This window comes from Streptomyces sp. NPDC047515, from assembly GCF_040643055.1.
In the GTDB taxonomy this organism is placed as follows: Bacteria; Actinomycetota; Actinomycetes; order Streptomycetales; family Streptomycetaceae; genus Streptomyces.
Genome location: NZ_JBEYTM010000062.1, coordinates 1 through 18,789, shown reverse-complemented (window position 1 = coordinate 18,789; position 18,789 = coordinate 1). Strand labels below are relative to the sequence as shown.

At 69.2% G+C, this 18,789-nt stretch carries 19 protein-coding genes and 1 riboswitch; of the genes, 6 read left to right on the top strand and 13 right to left on the bottom strand.

Annotated features, from left to right (window positions below; genetic code table 11):
- Window positions 1-22: 22 nt before the first annotated feature.
- The 10 genes from ABZ826_RS33045 to ABZ826_RS33000 form a co-directional block, all read right to left on the bottom strand.
- Window positions 23-889 carry a thioesterase family protein gene (locus tag ABZ826_RS33045; RefSeq protein ID WP_361456727.1) on the bottom strand — a complete coding sequence of 289 codons (867 nt, stop codon included), beginning with the start codon at window positions 887-889 and terminating at the stop codon, window positions 23-25.
- A 115-nt stretch (window positions 890-1,004) separates the two neighbouring features.
- On the bottom strand, window positions 1,005-1,676 hold the full coding sequence (locus tag ABZ826_RS33040) for a trimeric intracellular cation channel family protein (RefSeq protein WP_361456724.1): 672 nt from the start codon (window positions 1,674-1,676) through the stop codon (window positions 1,005-1,007).
- Between the two features lie 18 nt (window positions 1,677-1,694).
- A complete protein-coding gene (locus ABZ826_RS33035; protein WP_361456796.1) occupies window positions 1,695-2,999 on the bottom strand; it encodes a dipeptide ABC transporter ATP-binding protein in 1,305 nt (434 codons plus the stop codon).
- A 35-nt stretch (window positions 3,000-3,034) separates the two neighbouring features.
- A complete protein-coding gene (locus ABZ826_RS33030; protein ID WP_361456721.1) occupies window positions 3,035-4,135 on the bottom strand; it encodes an ABC transporter ATP-binding protein in 1,101 nt (366 codons plus the stop codon).
- The gene (locus ABZ826_RS33025) at window positions 4,132-5,133 is read right to left on the bottom strand and encodes an ABC transporter permease (protein ID WP_361456718.1); all 1,002 of its coding nucleotides are present in this window, start codon (window positions 5,131-5,133) and stop codon (window positions 4,132-4,134) included. Before ABZ826_RS33025 ends, ABZ826_RS33030 begins: the two co-directional genes overlap by 4 nt.
- Window positions 5,134-5,278: 145 nt before the next feature.
- Entirely contained in the window at window positions 5,279-7,054 is a 1,776-nt protein-coding gene (locus ABZ826_RS33020; RefSeq protein ID WP_361456715.1) for an ABC transporter substrate-binding protein, read from the bottom strand.
- Between the two features lie 95 nt (window positions 7,055-7,149).
- The gene (locus ABZ826_RS33015) at window positions 7,150-8,154 is read right to left on the bottom strand and encodes an ABC transporter permease (RefSeq protein WP_361456712.1); all 1,005 of its coding nucleotides are present in this window, start codon (window positions 8,152-8,154) and stop codon (window positions 7,150-7,152) included.
- 474 nt (window positions 8,155-8,628) lie between these two features.
- Window positions 8,629-9,411, bottom strand: coding sequence for an enhanced serine sensitivity protein SseB C-terminal domain-containing protein (locus tag ABZ826_RS33010; RefSeq protein ID WP_361456709.1), 783 nt, complete (start codon window positions 9,409-9,411; stop codon window positions 8,629-8,631).
- Between the two features lie 165 nt (window positions 9,412-9,576).
- A complete protein-coding gene (locus tag ABZ826_RS33005; RefSeq protein WP_361456706.1) occupies window positions 9,577-10,347 on the bottom strand; it encodes an enhanced serine sensitivity protein SseB in 771 nt (256 codons plus the stop codon).
- Window positions 10,348-10,383: 36 nt separating this feature from the next.
- Complete coding sequence (locus tag ABZ826_RS33000) at window positions 10,384-11,085, bottom strand: AAA family ATPase (protein ID WP_361456703.1); 702 nt, start codon at window positions 11,083-11,085, stop codon at window positions 10,384-10,386.
- A gap of 157 nt (window positions 11,086-11,242) precedes the next feature.
- A riboswitch (glycine riboswitch) is annotated at window positions 11,243-11,340 on the top strand.
- A gap of 141 nt (window positions 11,341-11,481) precedes the next feature.
- Between ABZ826_RS33000 and gcvT the strand changes: the two genes are divergently transcribed.
- The 4 genes from gcvT (at window position 11,482) to ABZ826_RS32980 (ending at window position 15,911) form a co-directional block, all read left to right on the top strand.
- A complete protein-coding gene (gene gcvT / locus ABZ826_RS32995) occupies window positions 11,482-12,597 on the top strand; it encodes a glycine cleavage system aminomethyltransferase GcvT (RefSeq protein ID WP_361456700.1) in 1,116 nt (371 codons plus the stop codon).
- A 91-nt stretch (window positions 12,598-12,688) separates the two neighbouring features.
- Entirely contained in the window at window positions 12,689-13,066 is a 378-nt protein-coding gene (gcvH, locus tag ABZ826_RS32990) for a glycine cleavage system protein GcvH (RefSeq protein ID WP_361456697.1), read from the top strand.
- Between the two features lie 19 nt (window positions 13,067-13,085).
- A complete protein-coding gene (glyA, locus tag ABZ826_RS32985) occupies window positions 13,086-14,345 on the top strand; it encodes a serine hydroxymethyltransferase (RefSeq protein WP_361456694.1) in 1,260 nt (419 codons plus the stop codon).
- A gap of 183 nt (window positions 14,346-14,528) precedes the next feature.
- The gene (locus tag ABZ826_RS32980) at window positions 14,529-15,911 is read left to right on the top strand and encodes an L-serine ammonia-lyase (protein ID WP_361456691.1); all 1,383 of its coding nucleotides are present in this window, start codon (window positions 14,529-14,531) and stop codon (window positions 15,909-15,911) included.
- 81 nt (window positions 15,912-15,992) lie between these two features.
- Here ABZ826_RS32980 and ABZ826_RS32975 read toward each other — a convergent pair whose 3' ends face one another.
- Genes ABZ826_RS32975 through ABZ826_RS32965 form a run of 3 tightly spaced genes read right to left on the bottom strand, consistent with a single transcriptional unit; the run spans window position 15,993 to window position 16,938 of the window.
- Entirely contained in the window at window positions 15,993-16,364 is a 372-nt protein-coding gene (locus ABZ826_RS32975; protein WP_361456688.1) for a hypothetical protein, read from the bottom strand.
- A complete protein-coding gene (locus ABZ826_RS32970) occupies window positions 16,361-16,717 on the bottom strand; it encodes a hypothetical protein (RefSeq protein ID WP_361456685.1) in 357 nt (118 codons plus the stop codon). The genes ABZ826_RS32975 and ABZ826_RS32970 overlap by 4 nt, the downstream gene beginning before the upstream one ends.
- Window positions 16,714-16,938, bottom strand: a complete 225-nt coding sequence (locus tag ABZ826_RS32965) for a hypothetical protein (RefSeq protein ID WP_361456682.1) — start codon at window positions 16,936-16,938, stop codon at window positions 16,714-16,716. The genes ABZ826_RS32970 and ABZ826_RS32965 overlap by 4 nt, the downstream gene beginning before the upstream one ends.
- A gap of 169 nt (window positions 16,939-17,107) precedes the next feature.
- Here ABZ826_RS32965 and ABZ826_RS32960 point away from each other — a divergent pair, with 169 nt between their 5' ends.
- Window positions 17,108-17,950 (top strand): helix-turn-helix transcriptional regulator, encoded by an 843-nt coding sequence (locus ABZ826_RS32960; RefSeq protein WP_361456679.1) that lies wholly within the window; start codon window positions 17,108-17,110, stop codon window positions 17,948-17,950.
- Window positions 17,932-18,219: a DUF397 domain-containing protein gene (locus ABZ826_RS32955; RefSeq protein ID WP_361456676.1), complete on the top strand. Its 288-nt coding sequence runs from the start codon at window positions 17,932-17,934 to the stop codon at window positions 18,217-18,219. The genes ABZ826_RS32960 and ABZ826_RS32955 overlap by 19 nt, the downstream gene beginning before the upstream one ends.
- Window positions 18,220-18,789 lie beyond the last annotated feature (570 nt).

Here is an 18,789-nt window from a genome sequence, read left to right as displayed (position 1 = left end):
CGCACGATCCGAACGAGAGGCCCTACGCGCGAGGTGCCCGCGCCAGTTGGCGGGACTGGGCCACCAGCCGGTCCGCACTGTCCCAGACTTCCGCGTCCTCCTCCAGGTAGCCGCCCGCCAGGTTGCGGGTGGTGATGGAGACGCGCAGCGGGCCCCGGGCGGGGCGGCAGCGGATGTGGGTGGTGAGCTCGATGGTCGGCGTCCAGCCCTTGAGGCCCAGCTCGAACGAGGTCGGGGGCAGTGCGTCGACGGTCAGCAGCAGCGAGAGCGGGTCGGCGTCGCGGCCGTCCGCGAGACCGAACCAGCCGCGCATCTCGCCCTTGCCGGAGGGGGCGCCGACGGCCCAGCCGACCGTCGCCGGGTCGAGCTTGATGTCGAGCCGCTCGGTGATGGCGGAGCTGCCGGGGATCGGGGCCGGGCCGTCGGCCGGGCCGAGGCAGTGCTCCAGCGGCGGGATGGCCGGCGGCTTCGCGGAGGTGCGCACCTCGTCGGACAGCGCGCCCAGATCGCCGTAGGTGGCGATCACCCGGATGCGCTCGATCTCGGTGCCGTCCTGCGCGTACTGGAAGAGGGAGGCCTGGCCGGTGGAGAGGGTACGGCCGGTGCGGATCGTCTGGGTGCGGATGACCGCGGGGCCCGGAACGGAGGCGGTGAGGTAGTGCGCGGAGACGGAGAAGGGGTCCGTGTGCGGCAGCGCCTCACCGAGTGCGCGGCCGAGCATGGCGAGCAGATAGCCGCCGTTGACCGCGTGGATGATCGTCCATCCGGCGGAGAGCTCGGCGTCGTAGACGCCTTCTTCTCGAAGGGTGACGGCGGTGTCGCGGTCGAACTCGCTGTCCCCGATGGTCGCCTGTGCGGTACGCGCCGCCTGCTCTGCTGCCTGTGCCATGCGCAGCACCGTACACCGACAATATTACTGAGCGGTAGCTTTTTTGTGGCCGAAAGATGTCGGCGCACCCCGTCGACCCGCCCGCGAAGCGGTGTCAGGTGGTCGCGAAGCCGTGTCAGGTGGCCGCGGAGCCTTCCTCGGCCGTCGCCGACCGTCGGTTGTAGGCACGCGGGGCCCGCCAGTGGAAGCGCATCGAGAGCAGCCGCAACACGAACGTCAGGATCACCGCGGTGCCGCTGGTGAAGGCGTTGAGCACGCCGAAGCGGATGCACAGCACGATCATCGTGGCGCCGACGATCGCGGGCACCGCGTACAGGTCGCGGTCCCAGCGCAGCAGCGAAGGCACCTCGTTGGCCAGCACGTCGCGCAGCACACCGCCGCCGACCGCGGTGGCCAGCCCCAGGGCCGCCGACGCGGTGAGGCCGAGACCGTAGGCGTACGCCTTGACCGTGCCCGTGACGCAGAAGAGCCCGAGGCCGGCCGCGTCGAAGACGTTGACGCCGACCTGGATCCGTTCGACGTGCGGATGCAGGAAGAACACCATGCCGGCGGCGAGGAGCGGGGTGGTGAAGTAGCCGAGGTCCGTGAAGGCCGCGGGCGGGACCGCACCGATGACGATGTCACGGAACAGCCCCCCGCCCAGCGCGGTCGCCTCGGCGAGTACCGCGATGCCGAAGACATCGAAGTTCTTGCGTACGGCGAGCAGTGCGCCGGAGATCGCGAAGACGAAGATTCCGGCGATGTCGAGCGCATGCTGGACGGAGGGCGTGAACAGTTCGTTGAGCACCGGGCAATTGTGCCGGTACTACCCCTTCGGGCCGCCCTCCGACGTATCGGGCGATCCGGTGGCGCCGTCCGGGGCGGGCTCCGCGGCCTCCGCGGCCTCGGGCTTCCCCGTTACGGCGGACTCTGCGGTCTCCGCAGCCTCGGGCTTCCCCGCCACGGCGGACTCCGGCTCCGCCGCCGTGGCGGCGTCCTCCGCCGCCCCGTCCGGCTCCGGCTTCCCCGCCGTGACGATCTCGATCGCCTCGCGCGCCGCCGCCGTCACCGTCTCGCCGGGCACCTGGTCGGGTGCGTTCTCCGGGTGGTGGCAGGCCACCTGGTGTCCGGTCTTCAGCGCGACCAGCGGCGGTTCCTGCGTCTTGCAGACCTCCGTGGCCTTCCAGCACCGGGTGTGGAATCGGCAGCCGCTGGGCGGCGAGATCGGCGACGGCACGTCGCCCTTCAGCAGGATGCGCTCGCTCTTGGCCGAACGGCGCTTCGGGTCCGGGATCGGGACCGCCGAGAGCAGCGCCTTGGTGTACGGGTGCATCGGCGCCTTGTAGAGCGACTCGCGGTCGGCCAGCTCCACGATCTTGCCGAGGTACATCACCGCGATCCGGTCCGAGACGTGCCGGACGACCGACAGGTCATGGGCGATGATCACGTACGTGAGGCCCAGCTCGGTCTGGAGGTCGTCGAGCAGGTTCACGACCTGCGCCTGGATCGAGACGTCCAGCGCCGACACCGGCTCGTCCGCCACGACCAGCTTGGGGTTGAGCGCGAGCGCGCGGGCGATCCCGATGCGCTGGCGCTGGCCGCCGGAGAACTCGTGCGGATAGCGGTTGTAGTGCTCGGGGTTGAGGCCCACGACCTCCAGCAGCCGCTGCACCTCCTTCTTGACGCCGCCCTCGGGCGTGACGCCCTGCAGCTTGAAGGGGGCGCCCACGATCGTGCCGATCGTGTGCCGGGGGTTCAGCGAGGAGTACGGGTCCTGGAAGATCATCTGCATGTCGCGGCGCATCGGGCGCATGGCACCGACGCCGAGGTGCGTGATGTCCCTCCCCTCGAACTCGATCTTCCCCGCGGTGGGTTCGAGCAGCCGGGTGACCAGCCGGCCCATCGTCGACTTTCCGCAGCCGGACTCCCCGACCACGCCCAGGGTCTCGCCCGAGCGCACCTCGAAGTCGATCCCGTCGACGGCCTTCACGGCACCGGCGTTGCGCTGCAGCATCCCCTTCTTGAGAGGGAAGTGCTTCTGCAGCCCCGTCACCTTGAGCAGCACCTCGCGGGAGGCGGCGTCCTCGACCGGCGCGCCGCTCCCGGCAGACCTCTGCGCCGGAACGTCCACGCCCTTGTCCTCGCTCGTCACGGCCTTGTCCTCGCTCACAGCTTGGGCGCAATCTCTTCGGTCCAGATACGCTCCCGCTGCTCCTGCGACATGTGGCAGGCCGCCCAGTGCCGGCTGCCGACCTCCTGCAGCTCGGGCCGAACGGTGCGGGTCACGTCGTCCTTGGGCACATCCGCGTACGGGCAGCGCGGGTTGAAGGCGCAGCCCGAGGGGATGTTGATGAGCGACGGCGGGGACCCCTTGACCGGGATGAGCCGGTCGGTCTGGTCGCGGTCGAGGCGCGGCATCGAGCCCAGCAGACCCCAGGTGTAGGGGTGCCGGGGCTCGTAGAACACCTTCTCGGCCGGTCCGCGCTCGACGCAGCGCCCGCCGTACATCACCAGGAGGTCGTCGGCGAGCTCGGCCACGACGCCCAGGTCGTGGGTGATGATGATGACCGCGGAGCCGAACTCCTTCTGCAGATCCCTGATCAGGTCGAGGATCTGCGCCTGGACGGTCACGTCCAGCGCGGTCGTCGGTTCGTCGGCGATCAGCAGCTCGGGGTTGTTGACCAGCGACATGGCGATCATCGCGCGCTGGCGCATCCCGCCGGAGAACTCGTGCGGGTAGCTGTCGACCCGCTTGTCGGGCTGCGGGATGCCGACCCGGTCGAGCATCTCGATCGCACGCCTGCGGGCGGTCTTCTTGTCCACGTCGTGGTGGACCCGGTACGCCTCCACGATCTGCTTGCCGATCGTGTAGTACGGGTGCAGCGCGGACAGCGGGTCCTGGAAGATCATGGCCATGTCCCGGCCGCGCAGCTTGCGCACCTCGTCCGGGTCCGCGGACAGCAGTTCCTTGCCGTCCAGCCAGATCTCGCCGGAGACCTGCGCCTTGCGCTTTCCGTACTGGCCCGCGGTGTGCAGGCCCATGATGCCCAGCGACGTGACGGACTTGCCGGAGCCGGACTCGCCGACGATGCCGAGGGTCTTGCCCTTCTCCAGCTGGAAGTTGAGCCCGTCGACGGACTTGACCAGGCCGTCGTCGGTCGGGAAGTGCACCTTGAGGTCGCGTACTTCGAGGAAGGCGGTGGGAGCGGGCGAGCCGGCCGGGGCGGGTTCGCCCAGCGCGGCACCACTCTTGTGCAGTTCGGTCATCCCAGCCTCACTCGCGGGTCGATGACGGCGTACAGAATGTCGACGACGAGGTTGGCGACGGCGATCGCGAGAGCCGCGAACAGGGTGACGCCGAGAATCACCGGCAGGTCCTTGTTACTGATGGCCTGGACCGCCGCGAGCCCGAGCCCCGGCAGGTTGAACGTGGACTCGGTGAGGACGGCGCCACCGAGGAGCACGCCGATGTCGAGGCCGAAGACGGTGAGGATCGGGGTCATCGCGGAACGCAGAGCGTGCCGGGTGATGACGGTGCCCTCGCCCAGACCCTTGGCGCGGGCGGTACGGATGTAGTCCTCGCCGAGCACTTCGAGCATGGTGGCTCTGGTGAGCCGGGCATACATCGCGGCGTTCAGGAAGGCGAGCACGATCCACGGCAGGATCAGTGTCTGGAACCAGGTGCCGATGCCGTCGTCCGTGGAGAGGTTGTCGGCGATGTGCACCCAGCCGAGGTTGTGCACGAAGAGGCCCATCGCGACCATGCCGGTGAAGAAGATCGGCAGGGAGACGCCGCCGAGGGCGGTGGTCATCGCGGCACGGTCCCAGATGCTGCCGCGCCGCAGCGCGGACACGACACCGGTGGCGACCCCGCCGAGGAGCCACAGGACGCAGGCACCGGCGGCGAGCGCACCGGTGACGGGCAGGGCGTCCTTGAGGGTGGTCCAGACCGGAACCTCCGTGCGGAAGGAGTACCCGAAGCAGGGTGCGGCGCAGTGGGTGACGTCGTCACCGTTGGCGTAGTCGCGCCCCAGCGGGATGCCCTTGACGAAGTCCCAGAACTGGACGAGAAGGGGGTCGTCGAGACCCAGTTTGATCCGGATGCCCGCGAGCTGCTCGGCACCGGAAGCCTTGCCGGCGAAGAGGACTGCGACGTCCTGACCCGCCCACTTGGGCAGCATGAAGAAGATGGTGAAGGTCGCGAGCAGTACGACGAGCACCATGATGACTACGGCGAACAGGCGCCGGATGAGATAAGCAAGCACTGTGCGCGGCCCGGCGGTGGCCGCGAACCCCTTGTGGGGGGCTCCCGGCCACCGCCACGGCCATCACCTGCCCTTCGGACTGGCGGGTTTCGGCGGCGGTGGGGCAGTCAACGGGGTTGACTGCGAATGCTGTTGACTACAGCGGCTACTTGACGACGCCGAGCGAGACGTAGTCGTAACGGCCGTTGTAGGCGTCGGACATGTAGGCGTTGGTCAGCCGCTTGCCGCGCCAGGTGATGTTCTTCTCGTAGATGAAGGGCATCCAGTCGGCCTGGTCGAGGATCCGCTTGTCGAGCTGCTTGTAGATCTCGCCGGCCTTGTCCGCGTCGGTCTCCGCGATCGCGTTGTCGAAGAGCTTGTCGATCTGCGGGTCCTTGAGCTGCGACTCGTTGTAGTTACCGGTCTCCGACAGGAACCGGCTGTCCCACAGCGGCTGACCGAAGCCCTGGCCGGAGGGGAAGTCCGGGCCCCAGCCGCTCATCGTCATGCCGTAGCCGCGCTTCTTCACGACGGACGGCGAGCCGGTGATGCTGGAGGCCTCGGCGCCGTCGATCGGGTCGACCTCGATCTTGATGCCGACCTTGCCGAGCTGCGCCTGCAGCGCCTCGGCGACATCGACCTCGCCCGGGTTGTTGTTACGGGCGGTGAGCTTGGTGGAGAAGCCGTTCGGCTGGCCGCACTGCTTCAGCTCGTCCTTGGCCTTGGCCTCGTCCGGCTTGCCCTTGCGGGCGAGGACACCGTACGGGTCGTAGTCGCTGTGGCCCTTGATGGAGGCCGGCAGGGTGCTGTTGGCGATCGCGCCACCGGCGATCTCGCCACCGCGGGTCTGCTGCAGGGCAGCGAAGTCCGTGGCGTAGAAGACGGCCTTGCGGCAGTGCACGTCGTCCAGCGGCTTCGCCGTGTGGACGAGCGCGACGTAGCGGACGAAGGACGTCTGCATGTTGTCGACGCTGTCCTTGTGGTCCTGGACGGCGGTGACGCGGCCGGACTGGGTCATGCCGGTGCCGTTGAGGTCGACGTCGTAGTCGCCCTCCATCAGCTTCTTGTCGTTCTCCTCCAGGTTGGCGGAGATCGTGACGGTGACCTTGTCCGGGAGCGCGGCGCGGATCGGGTCCGAGGACTTGTCCCACTTGTCGTTGCGCACGAGAACGATGCTCTTGCCCGGCTTGTACGTCTCGAACTTGTACGGGCCCGAGGAGAACGGCCGCTGGGTGTACTTCGCCTTGGTGTCCTGCGACGCCTTCACGGGCGAGCCGGACGGCATGGCGAGGAACTGCTCGAAGTCACCGTTGGGCTTGGGCAGCTTGAAGATGATGGTGCTGTCGTCGGGCGTCTCGATCGCCTTCAGACCGAGCTTGTCCGGGGACGAGTCCTTGTACGGGCCCTTGTACTCGTGCTTGGGGTCCAGCGTCTGCATCAGATACTGCGGGCCACCGGTGATGGTGTCCGTCGCCCAGATGCGCTCGATGCCGTACTTGACGTCCTTGGAGGTCAGCTTGGAGCCGTCCTCCCAGGTGAGGCCGGACCGCAGCTTGTACGTGTAGGTCTTGCCGCCGTCCGTGATCTCACCGGGGCCGGTGGCGAGGTCGCCGACCAGCTTGGTGGACGCGGCGCCGGGCTTGGTGTCGTACGTGACCAGCTGGCGGGTGTAGAAGCGCATGAAGTCCCACGCCATGCCGTAGTAGGCACGCTGGGGGTCGGCGGAGTCGAGGTCCTGCTTCCCGACCATCTTCAGCGTTCCACCCTTCTTGGTGGACGCGTTGGCGACCTTGTTGAACGCCGCGTTGAAGCCGGCGCCCTTCGCCTTGCTGTCGCCGCTGCCGCCGTCGTCGCCGCCGCCGCACGCCGTGGTGGTCATCAGCGCCGCGACCACGAGGGCCGCACCAGCGGTGAGCCGTCGTTTCGAGGTAACTGTGGACATTTTCTCGTAACCTCCGAGATCGCGGTCCCAGGCCATTGCTTGCCGGAGAACCATGGGAAGAGCCACCTGACAGTGCGGCAGGGGCAAGTCGTGGGCTATCGGGTCCCCTTGGGGTCCAGGGCGTCGCGCAGCCCGTCCCCGAAGAGGTTGAAGGCCAGAACGGTGATGAAGATCGTCACGCCGGGGAAGACCATGAACATCGGGTCGTGCTCGTACGTCTCCAGGGCGTCCCGCAGCATGCCGCCCCAGGAGGCCGTGGGCGGCCGGACACCGGCGCCGAGGAAGCTGAGGGCCGCTTCGGTGAGGATGTTGGTGGGGATCATGAGCGTCGCGTAGACGGTGATCGGCGCCACCAGGTTCGGCAGCAGCTCGCGGAAGAGGATGTGGCCGCGCCCGCCGCCGAGACTGCGCGCCGCCTCCACGTATTCGCGCTCACGCAGCGAAAGCGTCTGCCCCCGGACGATGCGTCCCACGTACGGCCAGCCGAAGAAGCCGATGACGGCGACGAGTACGGCGATGCGCACCCCGCTGCCGGTGAGGCCGAGCAGGTCGTCGGGGAGGACGGAGACGAGGGAGATGATGAAGAGGAGCTGCGGGAAGGAGAGCAGCACGTCCATGATCCGGCTGATCACCGCGTCGATCCAGCCGCCGAAGTAGCCGGCGACGATCCCGAAGAGCGTGCCGAGGGCCACCGCGACCAGGGCCGCCAGGAAGGCCACGAGGAGCGAGATCCGGGCGCCGTAGATGATCCGGCTGAAGATGTCGCGCCCCTTGTTCGGCTCGACGCCGAAGAGGAAGTCGCTGCTGACGCCGCCGAGGCTCCCCTGGGGGAGGTTGGTCAGCGGGTCGAGCGTCTCCTGATGGAAGTCGTTCGGCGGATGGCCGAGCAGGCCCACGATCAGCGGCGCCAGGATGGCCACCACGATCAGGACGAGGACAACGATGCCACCCGTCAGAGCAACCTTGTCCTGCTTGAGGCGGTTCCAGGCGATCTGCTTGAGGGAGCGCCCCTCGACCTTCTTCGTCCCGGAGTCGACTGCGGGACCGCCGGTCGCGATCGGGTCCGCTTCCGTGGTCGGCTCGTGCAGTGGTGCCGTCATCGTGGCAAGGACCCCTCTCAACCGGCGGTGGCCGGGCCGAACTGGCCGCTGTGGCGGCGCGATCAGTCAGTCGTACGCAGAGGCGGCAAGACGCCCTTGCTGCGGGAGTCTTCATTGCCGTCGCGACAGGTAGCCATAGCGACAGACGAATGGATGCCTAACCGTGATGCGGTCAGGGGTGTTCCGTTATCCGGACGGATGTGAACGCCCCTCGAACACGGGTCAGTTGAGGTGGAAGAGGGGCACGCGCGCAGATTCTTGCCGCTTTCACCACCAGACCTACCCAGCGCGGAAATCCCGGACATGGAGGGCGGGATGCACCGGAAGGCCGTGAACACGCGCCCGCATTTCGGGAGTTGGCCCTCTATGGATATGTCCCGGAAATCAGGAACGTACACCTGCATTCCGGGCACACCGGGCTCACGCGGTCGCGTTAGCTCACGCGTCAGTGCGCGCGCCTGGGACGGCGTGCGCTCAGTACGCGCCCTGCGGCGGCGGATAGCCGTAGCCCGCCATCGGGGCCGCCGGGGCATGGGCCTCGCGGTCGTAGAACGGACGGGTGTTGGCGCGCAGCCACATCGCGACCGGGTCGTACTCGTCGGACATCGCGACGGTGGAGACGGGCAGCCCGTCCGGCACCGCGCCGATCGACTGCTGCATCATCGCGCGCACGGCGTCGACCGAGGTCTGGCTCGTGTCGTAGAGGTCGAGGCCGACGGCGAGATAGGGGACACCGAGCGCGGGCTGCACCCAGGCGCGGCGCAGCGAGCGGATCGCGGGGGTGTGGTGGGCGTTCTGCGTGAGCAGGGCGTAGAACTGCGGGATCTCGATGGCCGGCTCGGTGAGCCGGAGGGGCCCCGCGGGCATCCGGTCGAGGCCGGTGGCGATCCGGCGCAGATCCAGCCAGGGGATGCCGACGCCGCCGCCCGGGGCGTGCGGGTTGAGCCAGATGCCCCAGCGGTCGGGGAAGAGGGCGCGGGCGATGTCGCGGCCGCCGACCAGTTCATGGGCCCGGTTCCAGCCACTGGCCGAGAGCTCCTGGGCGGAGGTCACACAGGGGGCGTAGCCGAGGCCGTCGATCTCCATGTTTCCGTACTGGGCGTCGGGCGCGCCCGCCTGTCCGTGCCAGAGGAGCATCCAGATCCGGCCGTTCGCGAGGGCCTGCAGCAGCGCCTCGTACGCGTCGTAGCGTCCGGGCGTCACTTGGCGCAGCATGTGCTCGACCTGCCCGGCCGCCGCGGTGCCTGACGCACTCACCTGGTCCCGCCCCTCTTCGATCCACTGTGTCGGCCCGCCGCTCCCGGGCACACGGGTGCGGCATGGTGCCGAGGCACCAGCCATCAAACCAGCTTATGCGCCGGTCCTGACACCGACTTGACGCCATCGGCCGACGTGGCGCTCGGCTCCGGGGCCGTCGACGTGCTACGGGGTCTCGCGCCGGTAGAACGGCCGGACCTTCTCCCGCATCCAGTCACCGACCGGGTCCTGTGCCACATCGAGCAGGACCAGGTTGACCGGCCAGGGCACCTCGACGCGGCCCAGCGCGCGGCCGAGGGCGTCCATCGGGGCATTGCGTCCGGCGCCCTCCCAGGTGGAGAAATCGACCCCTATGAAGAGGACGGGCTCGCCGCCCTCGATGCTGGCCAGCGCCCTGCGGGCGGTGAGCACGACGCCGCTCTCCTCGAATTCGCCGGCCGCCGCGGCGAGGAAGTCGACGGGCTCCTCCTGCCAGGACGGTTCGAACAGCCGGACCCGGCCGCCGCCGGCCGGCCCGTCCAGCGGGGTGCGTCCGGCGCGGCAGAGCTCGGCCACGGCGGGCGGCGGCAGCGGCATTCCGACGGCACCGCCCGGATTCACCGCGATACCGAGCTGCGGGGGCAGGCCGCGGGCGAAGTCGCGGGCGGGCGCGACGGTGAAGGACATACGGGTGCCGACGCAGGCATGGAACTGCTGTTCGGAGCTGAACACGGGAACGTACGCGGCGCCGTCGATCTCCAGAGTCGGCAGGTCCAGGTCCAGGGAGTCGGGTCCGCCGCCGTTGGGCAGGGGCACCCAGACCTGGCTGCGCCCGAGCACCTCGACGAGCCGTCCGCCCGCCTCCGGGCTGCCCACCGAGGCCATCAGCACCTCTTCGAGCTCATTGGCCGGCCATCCGCTCTGCGGATGGGATTGGACCTGCGCCGGAATGTCCACTGCTTCCCCTTCTTGCCCGAGCCTTCCGGCAGAAGATTAACGTCCGGCGGCCCGCCCCTTCGGTGCCGTGGCGAACGTGATCCGGCCCAGCACCCCTGCCGCCTCGCGGTCCAGCAGCACCGCCGAGGCGCAGCCGGGCGGCAGCAGGCCGGTCTCGGCGCCCCGCAGCAGCTTCCCCACCGCCCTGCGATGCCGGGCGAACGCGTATCCGGAGACACCCCGCCCGCGCTCCCGCTGGCCCTCCCTCGCCGTCCGCGGTGTGACGTCGAGCAGGACGAGGTGGAGGACGCGGCCCCGGCGCCGGGCGTCACGGGCCAGCCAGCCGCGCACCCACGCCTGGGTTCCGCAGTCGTGGACGACGACGGACTCGCCGGAGCGCAGCGCCCGCCACAGTCCCCGGTAGTGGGCGGCGCGGACCAGCGGACGGTAGAGGGCGTACGGGAGTAAGCGAGGCATCCGCCGGGCCCAGCGGTCCCGGGTGTCCTGGGAGTCGATGGCGCGGGCCGTCGTCACCGTCCGCCGGATGAGCGTCGATTTGCCGCTGCCGGGCAGCCCGGAGACCACCACCACGTCGCCCGCCGCGAAGCGCAGGCTGCGCGGGCCGCGCCCGGCCCGCGCCCGCAGGTCCCGTACGACGGGCGGGCGCGGGCCGCGCGTCTCCCCGGCCGGGACCCCCGGCTGTGCGGGCATCGCGTCGTGCGCGACTCCCACGGTTGTCGCGTACCGCTGCAACGTCATCACCCTCCCCCTGTCGGGTCACCCGCCTATGCCCATGAAGTGTAAAGAAAAGGTAATGCGACACAACCGTCCACGCCGTCGATTCCGGAGGGGGACCGGGGCCCCACTCCGGCGGGATGCGTGCGATGATGGCCCGGCCAACTGCATAAAGGCCGCTTGAATCCGCGCGGGAGAGTTCCGGTCACTGCATGTGCCGGGCGCCGAAGGAGCAAGTTCCTCCCTTGAATCTCTCAGGCCCCGTACCGCGTGGATGAGGCAGATCTGAAAAGCGGGCCGCTCCGCGGCTCCACCCAAGGTGCAAGCCGAACCCCTCAAGGGGCTCTCGGCGAACCTCTCAGGTTCCGATGACAGATGGGGAGGGATTGTCCTCGTCGTCATGCCCCGGGAGCCACATCCATGAGCACCGCCCCCCGTCTCACCGCCCTCGATGCCCTGCACCGTTCGCTGGGCGCGACCATGACCGACTTCGCGGGCTGGGACATGCCTCTGCGGTACGCCAGCGAGCGCGACGAGCACAACGCGGTGCGCACCAGGGCCGGTCTCTTCGACCTGTCCCACATGGGCGAGATCACCGTCACCGGCCCCGAGGCCGCGGCCTTCCTGAACTTCGCGCTGGTCGGCAACATCGGCACCGTCGCCGTGGGCCGCGCCCGCTACACGATGATCTGCGCCGAGGACGGCGGCATCCTGGACGACCTGATCGTCTACCGGCTGGGCGAGACCGAGTACATGGTCGTCGCCAACGCGGGCAACGCCCAGATCGTGCTGGACGCGCTGACCGCGCGGGCCGACGGCTTCGACGCCGAGGTCCGCGACGACCGCGACGCGTACGCGCTGCTCGCCGTCCAGGGCCCGGAGTCCCCCGCCATCCTGGCCTCGGTCACCGACGCCGATCTGGACGGCCTGAAGTACTACGCCGGTCTGCCCGGCACGGTCGCCGGTGTCCCCGCGCTGATCGCCCGTACCGGCTACACCGGCGAGGACGGCTTCGAGCTGTTCGTCGCCCCCGAGCACGCCGAGCAGCTGTGGAAGGCCCTCACCGAGGCCGGCGCCTCCCGCGGGCTGATCCCGTGCGGGCTCTCCTGCCGCGACACGCTGCGCCTGGAGGCGGGCATGCCGCTCTACGGGCACGAGCTGACCACCGGGCTGACTCCCTTCGACGCCGGCCTCGGCCGGGTCGTGAAGTTCGAGAAGGAGGGCGACTTCGTCGGCCGCGAGGCCCTGAAGGCCGCCGCCGAGCGCGCCGAGACCGCCCCGCCCCGCAAGCTGGTCGGGCTGATCGCCGAGGGCCGCCGGGTGCCGCGCGCCGGTTTCTCCGTGGTCGCCGGCGGCGAGATCATCGGCGAGGTCACCTCGGGGGCCCCGTCGCCCACCCTGGGCAAGCCGATCGCCATCGCGTACGTGGACGCCACGCACGCCACGCCCGGCACCACGGGCGTCGGAGTGGATATCCGGGGCAGCCACGAGCCGTACGAGGTCGTGGCGCTGCCGTTCTACAAGCGTCAGAAGTGACGTCCGCGCACCTCGGAAGTGACGCATTCCCGTCTCACACCGTAAGACCACCGTTCATCAGCACTCCCACGCGTACAGGAGAATTCAGGTCATGAGCAACCCCCAGCAGCTGCGTTACAGCAAGGAGCACGAGTGGCTGTCGGCCGTCGAGGACGGTGTGGCGACGATCGGCATCACGGAGTTCGCCGCCAACGCGCTCGGCGATGTCGTCTACGCCCAGCTCCCCGAGGTCGGTGACACGGTGACCGCGGGCGAGACCTGCGGCGAGCTGGAGTCGACCAAGTCGGTGAGCGACCTGTACTCGCCGGTGACCGGTGAGGTCACCGCCGCGAACCAGGACGTCGTGGACGACCCGTCGCTGGTGAACTCCGCTCCTTTCGAGGGCGGCTGGCTGTTCAAGGTACGTGTGGCGGAGGAGCCGAAGGACCTGCTCTCCGCCGACGAGTACTCCGAGTTCTCCGGCAACTGAGACCCCAAGGGACCACCTGATGTCGCTTCTCAACTCCTCCCTCCACGAGCTGGACCCGGACGTCGCCGCCGCTGTCGACGCCGAGCTCCACCGTCAGCAGTCCACCCTCGAAATGATCGCCTCGGAGAACTTCGCTCCGGTCGCGGTCATGGAGGCCCAGGGCTCCGTTCTCACCAACAAGTACGCCGAGGGCTACCCCGGCCGCCGCTACTACGGCGGCTGTGAGCACGTCGACGTCGTCGAGCAGATCGCCATCGACCGCATCAAGGCGCTGTTCGGCGCCGAGGCCGCGAACGTCCAGCCGCACTCCGGTGCGCAGGCCAACGCCGCCGCGATGTTCGCGCTGCTGAAGCCGGGCGACACGATCATGGGCCTGAACCTGGCCCACGGCGGTCACCTGACGCACGGCATGAAGATCAACTTCTCCGGCAAGCTCTACAACGTGGTCCCGTACCACGTCGACGAGACCGGCGTCGTGGACATGGCCGAGGTCGAGCGGCTGGCCAAGGAGTCCAAGCCGAAGCTGATCGTCGCCGGCTGGTCCGCGTACCCCCGTCAGCTGGACTTCGCCGCCTTCCGCCGCATCGCGGACGAGGTCGGCGCGTACCTGATGGTCGACATGGCGCACTTCGCCGGCCTGGTGGCCGCGGGTCTGCACCCCAACCCGGTGCCGCACGCCCACGTCGTCACGACCACCACGCACAAGACCCTCGGCGGTCCGCGCGGTGGCGTCATCCTGTCGACGCAGGAGCTCGCCAAGAAGATCAACTCGGCGGTCTTCCCGGGCCAGCAGGGCGGTCCGCTGGAGCACGTGATCGCGGCCAAGGCGGTCTCGTTCAAGGTCGCGGCGACCGAGGAGTTCAAGGAGCGCCAGCAGCGCACCCTGGACGGCGCCCGCATCCTCGCCGAGCGGCTGGTCCAGCCGGACGTCACCGAGGTCGGCGTCTCCGTGCTGTCCGGCGGTACGGACGTCCACCTGGTCCTCGTCGACCTGCGCAACTCCGAGCTGGACGGCCAGCAGGCCGAGGACCGGCTGCACGAGCTGGGCATCACGGTCAACCGCAACGCCATCCCGAACGACCCGCGTCCGCCGATGGTCACCTCGGGTCTGCGGATCGGTACGCCGGCCCTGGCCACCCGCGGTTTCCAGGCCGAGGACTTCACCGAGGTCGCGGAGATCATCGCCTCCGCGCTCAAGCCGTCCTACGACGCGGACAGCCTGAAGGCCCGCGTCGTCGCGCTGGCCGAGAAGTTCCCGCTGTACCCCGGTCTGAAGTAGTCCGGGACGCGGCTCGTCCCGAGTAATACGGGACACAGTTCGTCACCTTTCGGGCGGGGCACCACGCACACTGGTCAGTGAGCGCGGTGCCCCATCCCTTGTCCCCGCTGCTCTTCGGGCCGACCGGTCCGTACCGCACCACCCGGCAGACAACGGCGTCTACCAACCCCTTAGGAGTCACCCGTGGCCATCTCGGTCTTCGACCTGTTCTCGATCGGTATCGGCCCGTCCAGCTCCCATACGGTCGGCCCGATGCGCGCCGCCCTCATGTTCGCGCGTCGGCTGAAGAACGAGGGCCTCATCGCCCACACCGTCTCCATACGCGCCGAGCTGTACGGCTCGCTCGGTGCGACCGGTCACGGCCACGGCACCCCCAAGGCCGTCCTGCTCGGGCTGGAGGGCGAGTCGCCCCGTACCGTCGACGTGGAGTCCGCCGACGACCGGGTGGAGCGGATCCGTACCACCGGCCGGATCAATCTCCTCGGCATGCACGAGATCGACTTCGACGCCGACGAGCAGCTGGTCCTGCACCGCCGCAAGGCCCTGCCGTACCACGCCAACGGCATGACGATCTTCGCCTTCGACCACGAGGGCGCCCCTCTCCTGGAGAAGACCTACTATTCCGTCGGCGGCGGCTTCGTCGTCGACGAGGACGCGGTGGGCGAGGACCGGATCGTTCTCGACGACACCGTGCTGAAGCACCCCTTCCGTACCGGCGACGAACTGCTGCGGCTCTCCAAGGACACCGGTCTGTCCATCTCCTCGCTGATGCTGGAGAACGAGAAGGCCTGGCGCACCGAGAACGAGATCCGCTCAGGTCTGCTGGACATCTGGCGCGTCATGCAGGCCTGCGTCGCGCGCGGCATGTCCCGCGAGGGCATCCTGCCCGGCGGTCTCAAGGTCCGCCGCCGCGCCGCGAACACAGCACGTCAGCTGCGTGCCGAGGGAGACCCGCAGACCCTCGCGATGGAGTGGATCACCCTCTACGCGATGGCGGTCAACGAGGAGAACGCGGCGGGCGGACGCGTCGTCACCGCACCCACCAACGGCGCCGCGGGCATCATCCCGGCCGTGCTGCACTACTACATGAACTTCGCGGCGGGCGGCGCCACCGAGGCGGAGAAGGAGGACGGCGTCGTCCGCTTCCTCCTGGCCGCCGGAGCCATCGGCATGCTCTTCAAGGAGAACGCCTCCATCTCCGGTGCCGAGGTCGGCTGCCAGGGCGAGGTCGGCTCCGCCTGCTCCATGGCCGCGGGCGCCCTCGCCGAGGTCCTCGGCGGCACCCCCGAGCAGGTCGAGAACGCCGCCGAGATCGGCATGGAACACAACCTCGGCCTGACCTGCGACCCGGTCGGCGGCCTCGTCCAGATCCCGTGCATCGAGCGCAACGGCATGGCCGCGGTCAAGGCCGTCACGGCGGCGAAGATGGCGCTGCGCGGCGACGGCAGCCACAAGGTCTCCCTGGACAAGGTCATCAAGACCATGAAGGAGACGGGCGCGGACATGAGCGTGAAGTACAAGGAGACGGCCCGGGGCGGGCTCGCGGTGAACATCATCGAGTGCTGAGGCCGGAGCCCTTGATCAGGGGTTGCCTCCTCTGATCAGGGGTTTCCTCGTCCTTCGGCCACCGCTTCCCCTCGGTGTCGCTCACAGGTAGAGCTGTCGCCTGCAGGTACGGCAGTGGATCTTGCCCTCGCGCTTCTCGGTCTGCCGGTGCTCGCACGTCACAGCCTTGGCCGTAACCCCGTTCCCGTTCCTGGTCTCCGTCCCCGCCGTCGCGTCCCTGGCGTACGACTGGACGCGCACCATGTGGTCGAGTTCCGCGACGCACGGGCCGCACGCGTACAGGTCGCCCGTCGCGCCGGGCGTGTGCACGGAGCCGACCCACAGCACGCGCACGCCCTCGCGTCGGCAGTACAGCCAGCAGTTCCCCGTCACCCACGCGTTGCCGTCGTCCGTCCGCGCGGCCGGCGGCCACGCATCGCGCCACGGACGTGCGACGGCCGGAGCGAAGCTCACCCCGCGCCTCCGCCCGCCCGCACCGGCTCAGTCGTCCCGCCCGGCTCGGTCATCTCACCCCGATCAGCCGACTCAGGCGTCTCACCCAGCTCGGCCGGCTCAGGCGTCTCACCCAGCTCGGCCGTCGGCCGCATGACCGCGTAGTCGTGAAAGTTCCGGCGGTAGCGCCGGTGTCCGGTCTCCTGCGTGTACCTGCGCTGCCACTCCTCGACCGGCACCGGATGGATGTACGTACCGGACCGCGCGCCGCACTCGGTTTCGTCGCCGGACACGCAGCGGACCTCGTACTCCGGCTCCGCCGTCGCGTCCTGCTCGATGGTGAACGGTACGTAGCGGAAGACGCGCCGGGTCACCGCGCCGCTCCCTTCTCGATGACCGCCGCCAGCGCGCAGGCCACGGGCGCGGAGCACTCACCGAGGGTCACCAAGGCATATCCGGATGCGTCGGTGCGCGGCACGGGACGGACGTCCAGCGAGGGAAGCTGGATGCCTGCCCGCCGGAGCGCCGCTCCGAGCACGTCGCGCGCTTCCTCGGCTTCGTTGATCTTCCTGACCGCTCGCCGCTGCGTCGTCATGAGTTCCGCTCCGTTCGTCCAACACCTGTGTGTAGTGCGAGGGCTTCGACTACTGTGCGTGTTCCGGGCACTACGAGAATGGACCCGGAACGGGGAACGGACACCACCGGCGGGCTGTACTTCCCGGCCGTACGACGGTAGTTCCACACCTTCCACGGAGGAGTACGTCATGCCGCCGAGACGGGTGGTCACGGGTCGGAGCCAGCAACCACGTCAGCGGTTCGTCGAGGAGTTGCGGTTGCTCCGCTCGCAGCGCGGCCACAGCCTGCGCAAGCTCGGCGAAGTCCTTGGCTGGGATTGGTCGTTGTTCGGCAAGATGGAGAGCGGAGAGACACTCGGCGGTCCGGAGGTCGTACAGGCGCTCGATCAGCATTACGGGACGCCCGGCCTCCTCCTCACACTGTGGGAACTCGCGGTCGGCGACCCGACCCAGTTCCGGGAGCAGTACCGCCGGTACATGACCCTGGAGGCCGAGGCGGTGAGCCTGTGGCACTACGCCGCGAGCGCTCCGCCGGGCCTGCTCCAGACGTGGGGGTACGCGCGCGAGGCGCTCGCGGCGGGCGGCACCCAGGGTGAGGAACTGACCCAGCAGGTAGAAGCGCGCATAGGGCGGCGCAAGCTGCTGGAGGGGGATGACGCACCGCCGTTCCGGGTCATCCTCTCCGAGGCGGTGCTGCGTACGCAGCTGTGCGACGCCCAGGCCTGGCGGGAGCAGGTGGAGTATCTGGCCGAGGCGTCGGGCCGCCCGAACATCACTCTCCATGTGCTGCCGTTCAGCGCCGGTCCTCACGGCCTGATGAACACCGCCGTGAAGTTCCTGCGGCTGTCGGACGGCCGTACGGTGGCCTACACCGAGAACGACGTACGCGGTGAACTGATCGAGGAAACCGACAGGGTCGAGCGTGTGCAGCGCAGATATGATGCGGTGCGTGACCTGGCGCTGCCCCCGGTCAAGTCTCGGAAGTTCATCCTGCGGATGTTGGAGGAAGTGCCGTGCGAGCCATCGACCTGAGCAACGTGACGTGGCGCAAGAGCAGCTACAGCAACACGGACGGCGGCGACTGCGTCGAGGTCTCCGACGACTTCCTGAGCGCCGCCACCTGGCGCACGTCCAGCTACAGCAACACGGACGGCGGCAACTGCATCGAGGTGGCCGACGGCTTCCCCGCCGTCGTGCCCGTACGTGACAGCAAGAACCCGGGCGGCCCCGCGCTCGTCTTCGAGTCGGCCGCCTGGTCATCGTTCGTGACCGCCGCCAAGGGCGGGGAGTTCACCGCCTGAGCCACGCGACAGCCTTCGAACGACCGGCCCTCGCCCAGCGGCGGGGGCCGTTGTCGCCAAATACGTCGATGCGAATCTCTGAGCAGCCGGCCCCACCGGCCTCGTCCAGCCGGCCCCGCTCTCCGACGACGAAGAGGCTCACCGGATCCTGATGACCCACCGGGTCCGCAGGCGGTCAGCCCGCCCCTCACGATCGTGTGCACGGAGCGAAGAGCGGCCGGAGCTCCTCGGGAGCCCTGTCGCGCAGGGCAGGTCTCCCGCCCTTCGCGACCGGTGACAAGTGCTTCACGTTCGCACCCCATTGCCCCTCATTGCCCGCGCCGGTTCTTCGACGGCTGTGTCACAGCCTGTCCACAGCCGTGAGGTACTCGATTGCTTCGGTGCCGCCGGAGTTGATAGGGATGTGGGGCACATTTGTTTGCTCAGGTTCGGCGGGGGGACTGGATGAAGTTCGACATGGGGGCCCAGGTTCTGACGACTCTGTCGTCGAAGTCGCGTGGGTCGAGTACTGATCTGGGGACGTTGATTCGTCAGTTGGTGCAGGCGGCGGCGCCGTTGGAGGGGAAGTTC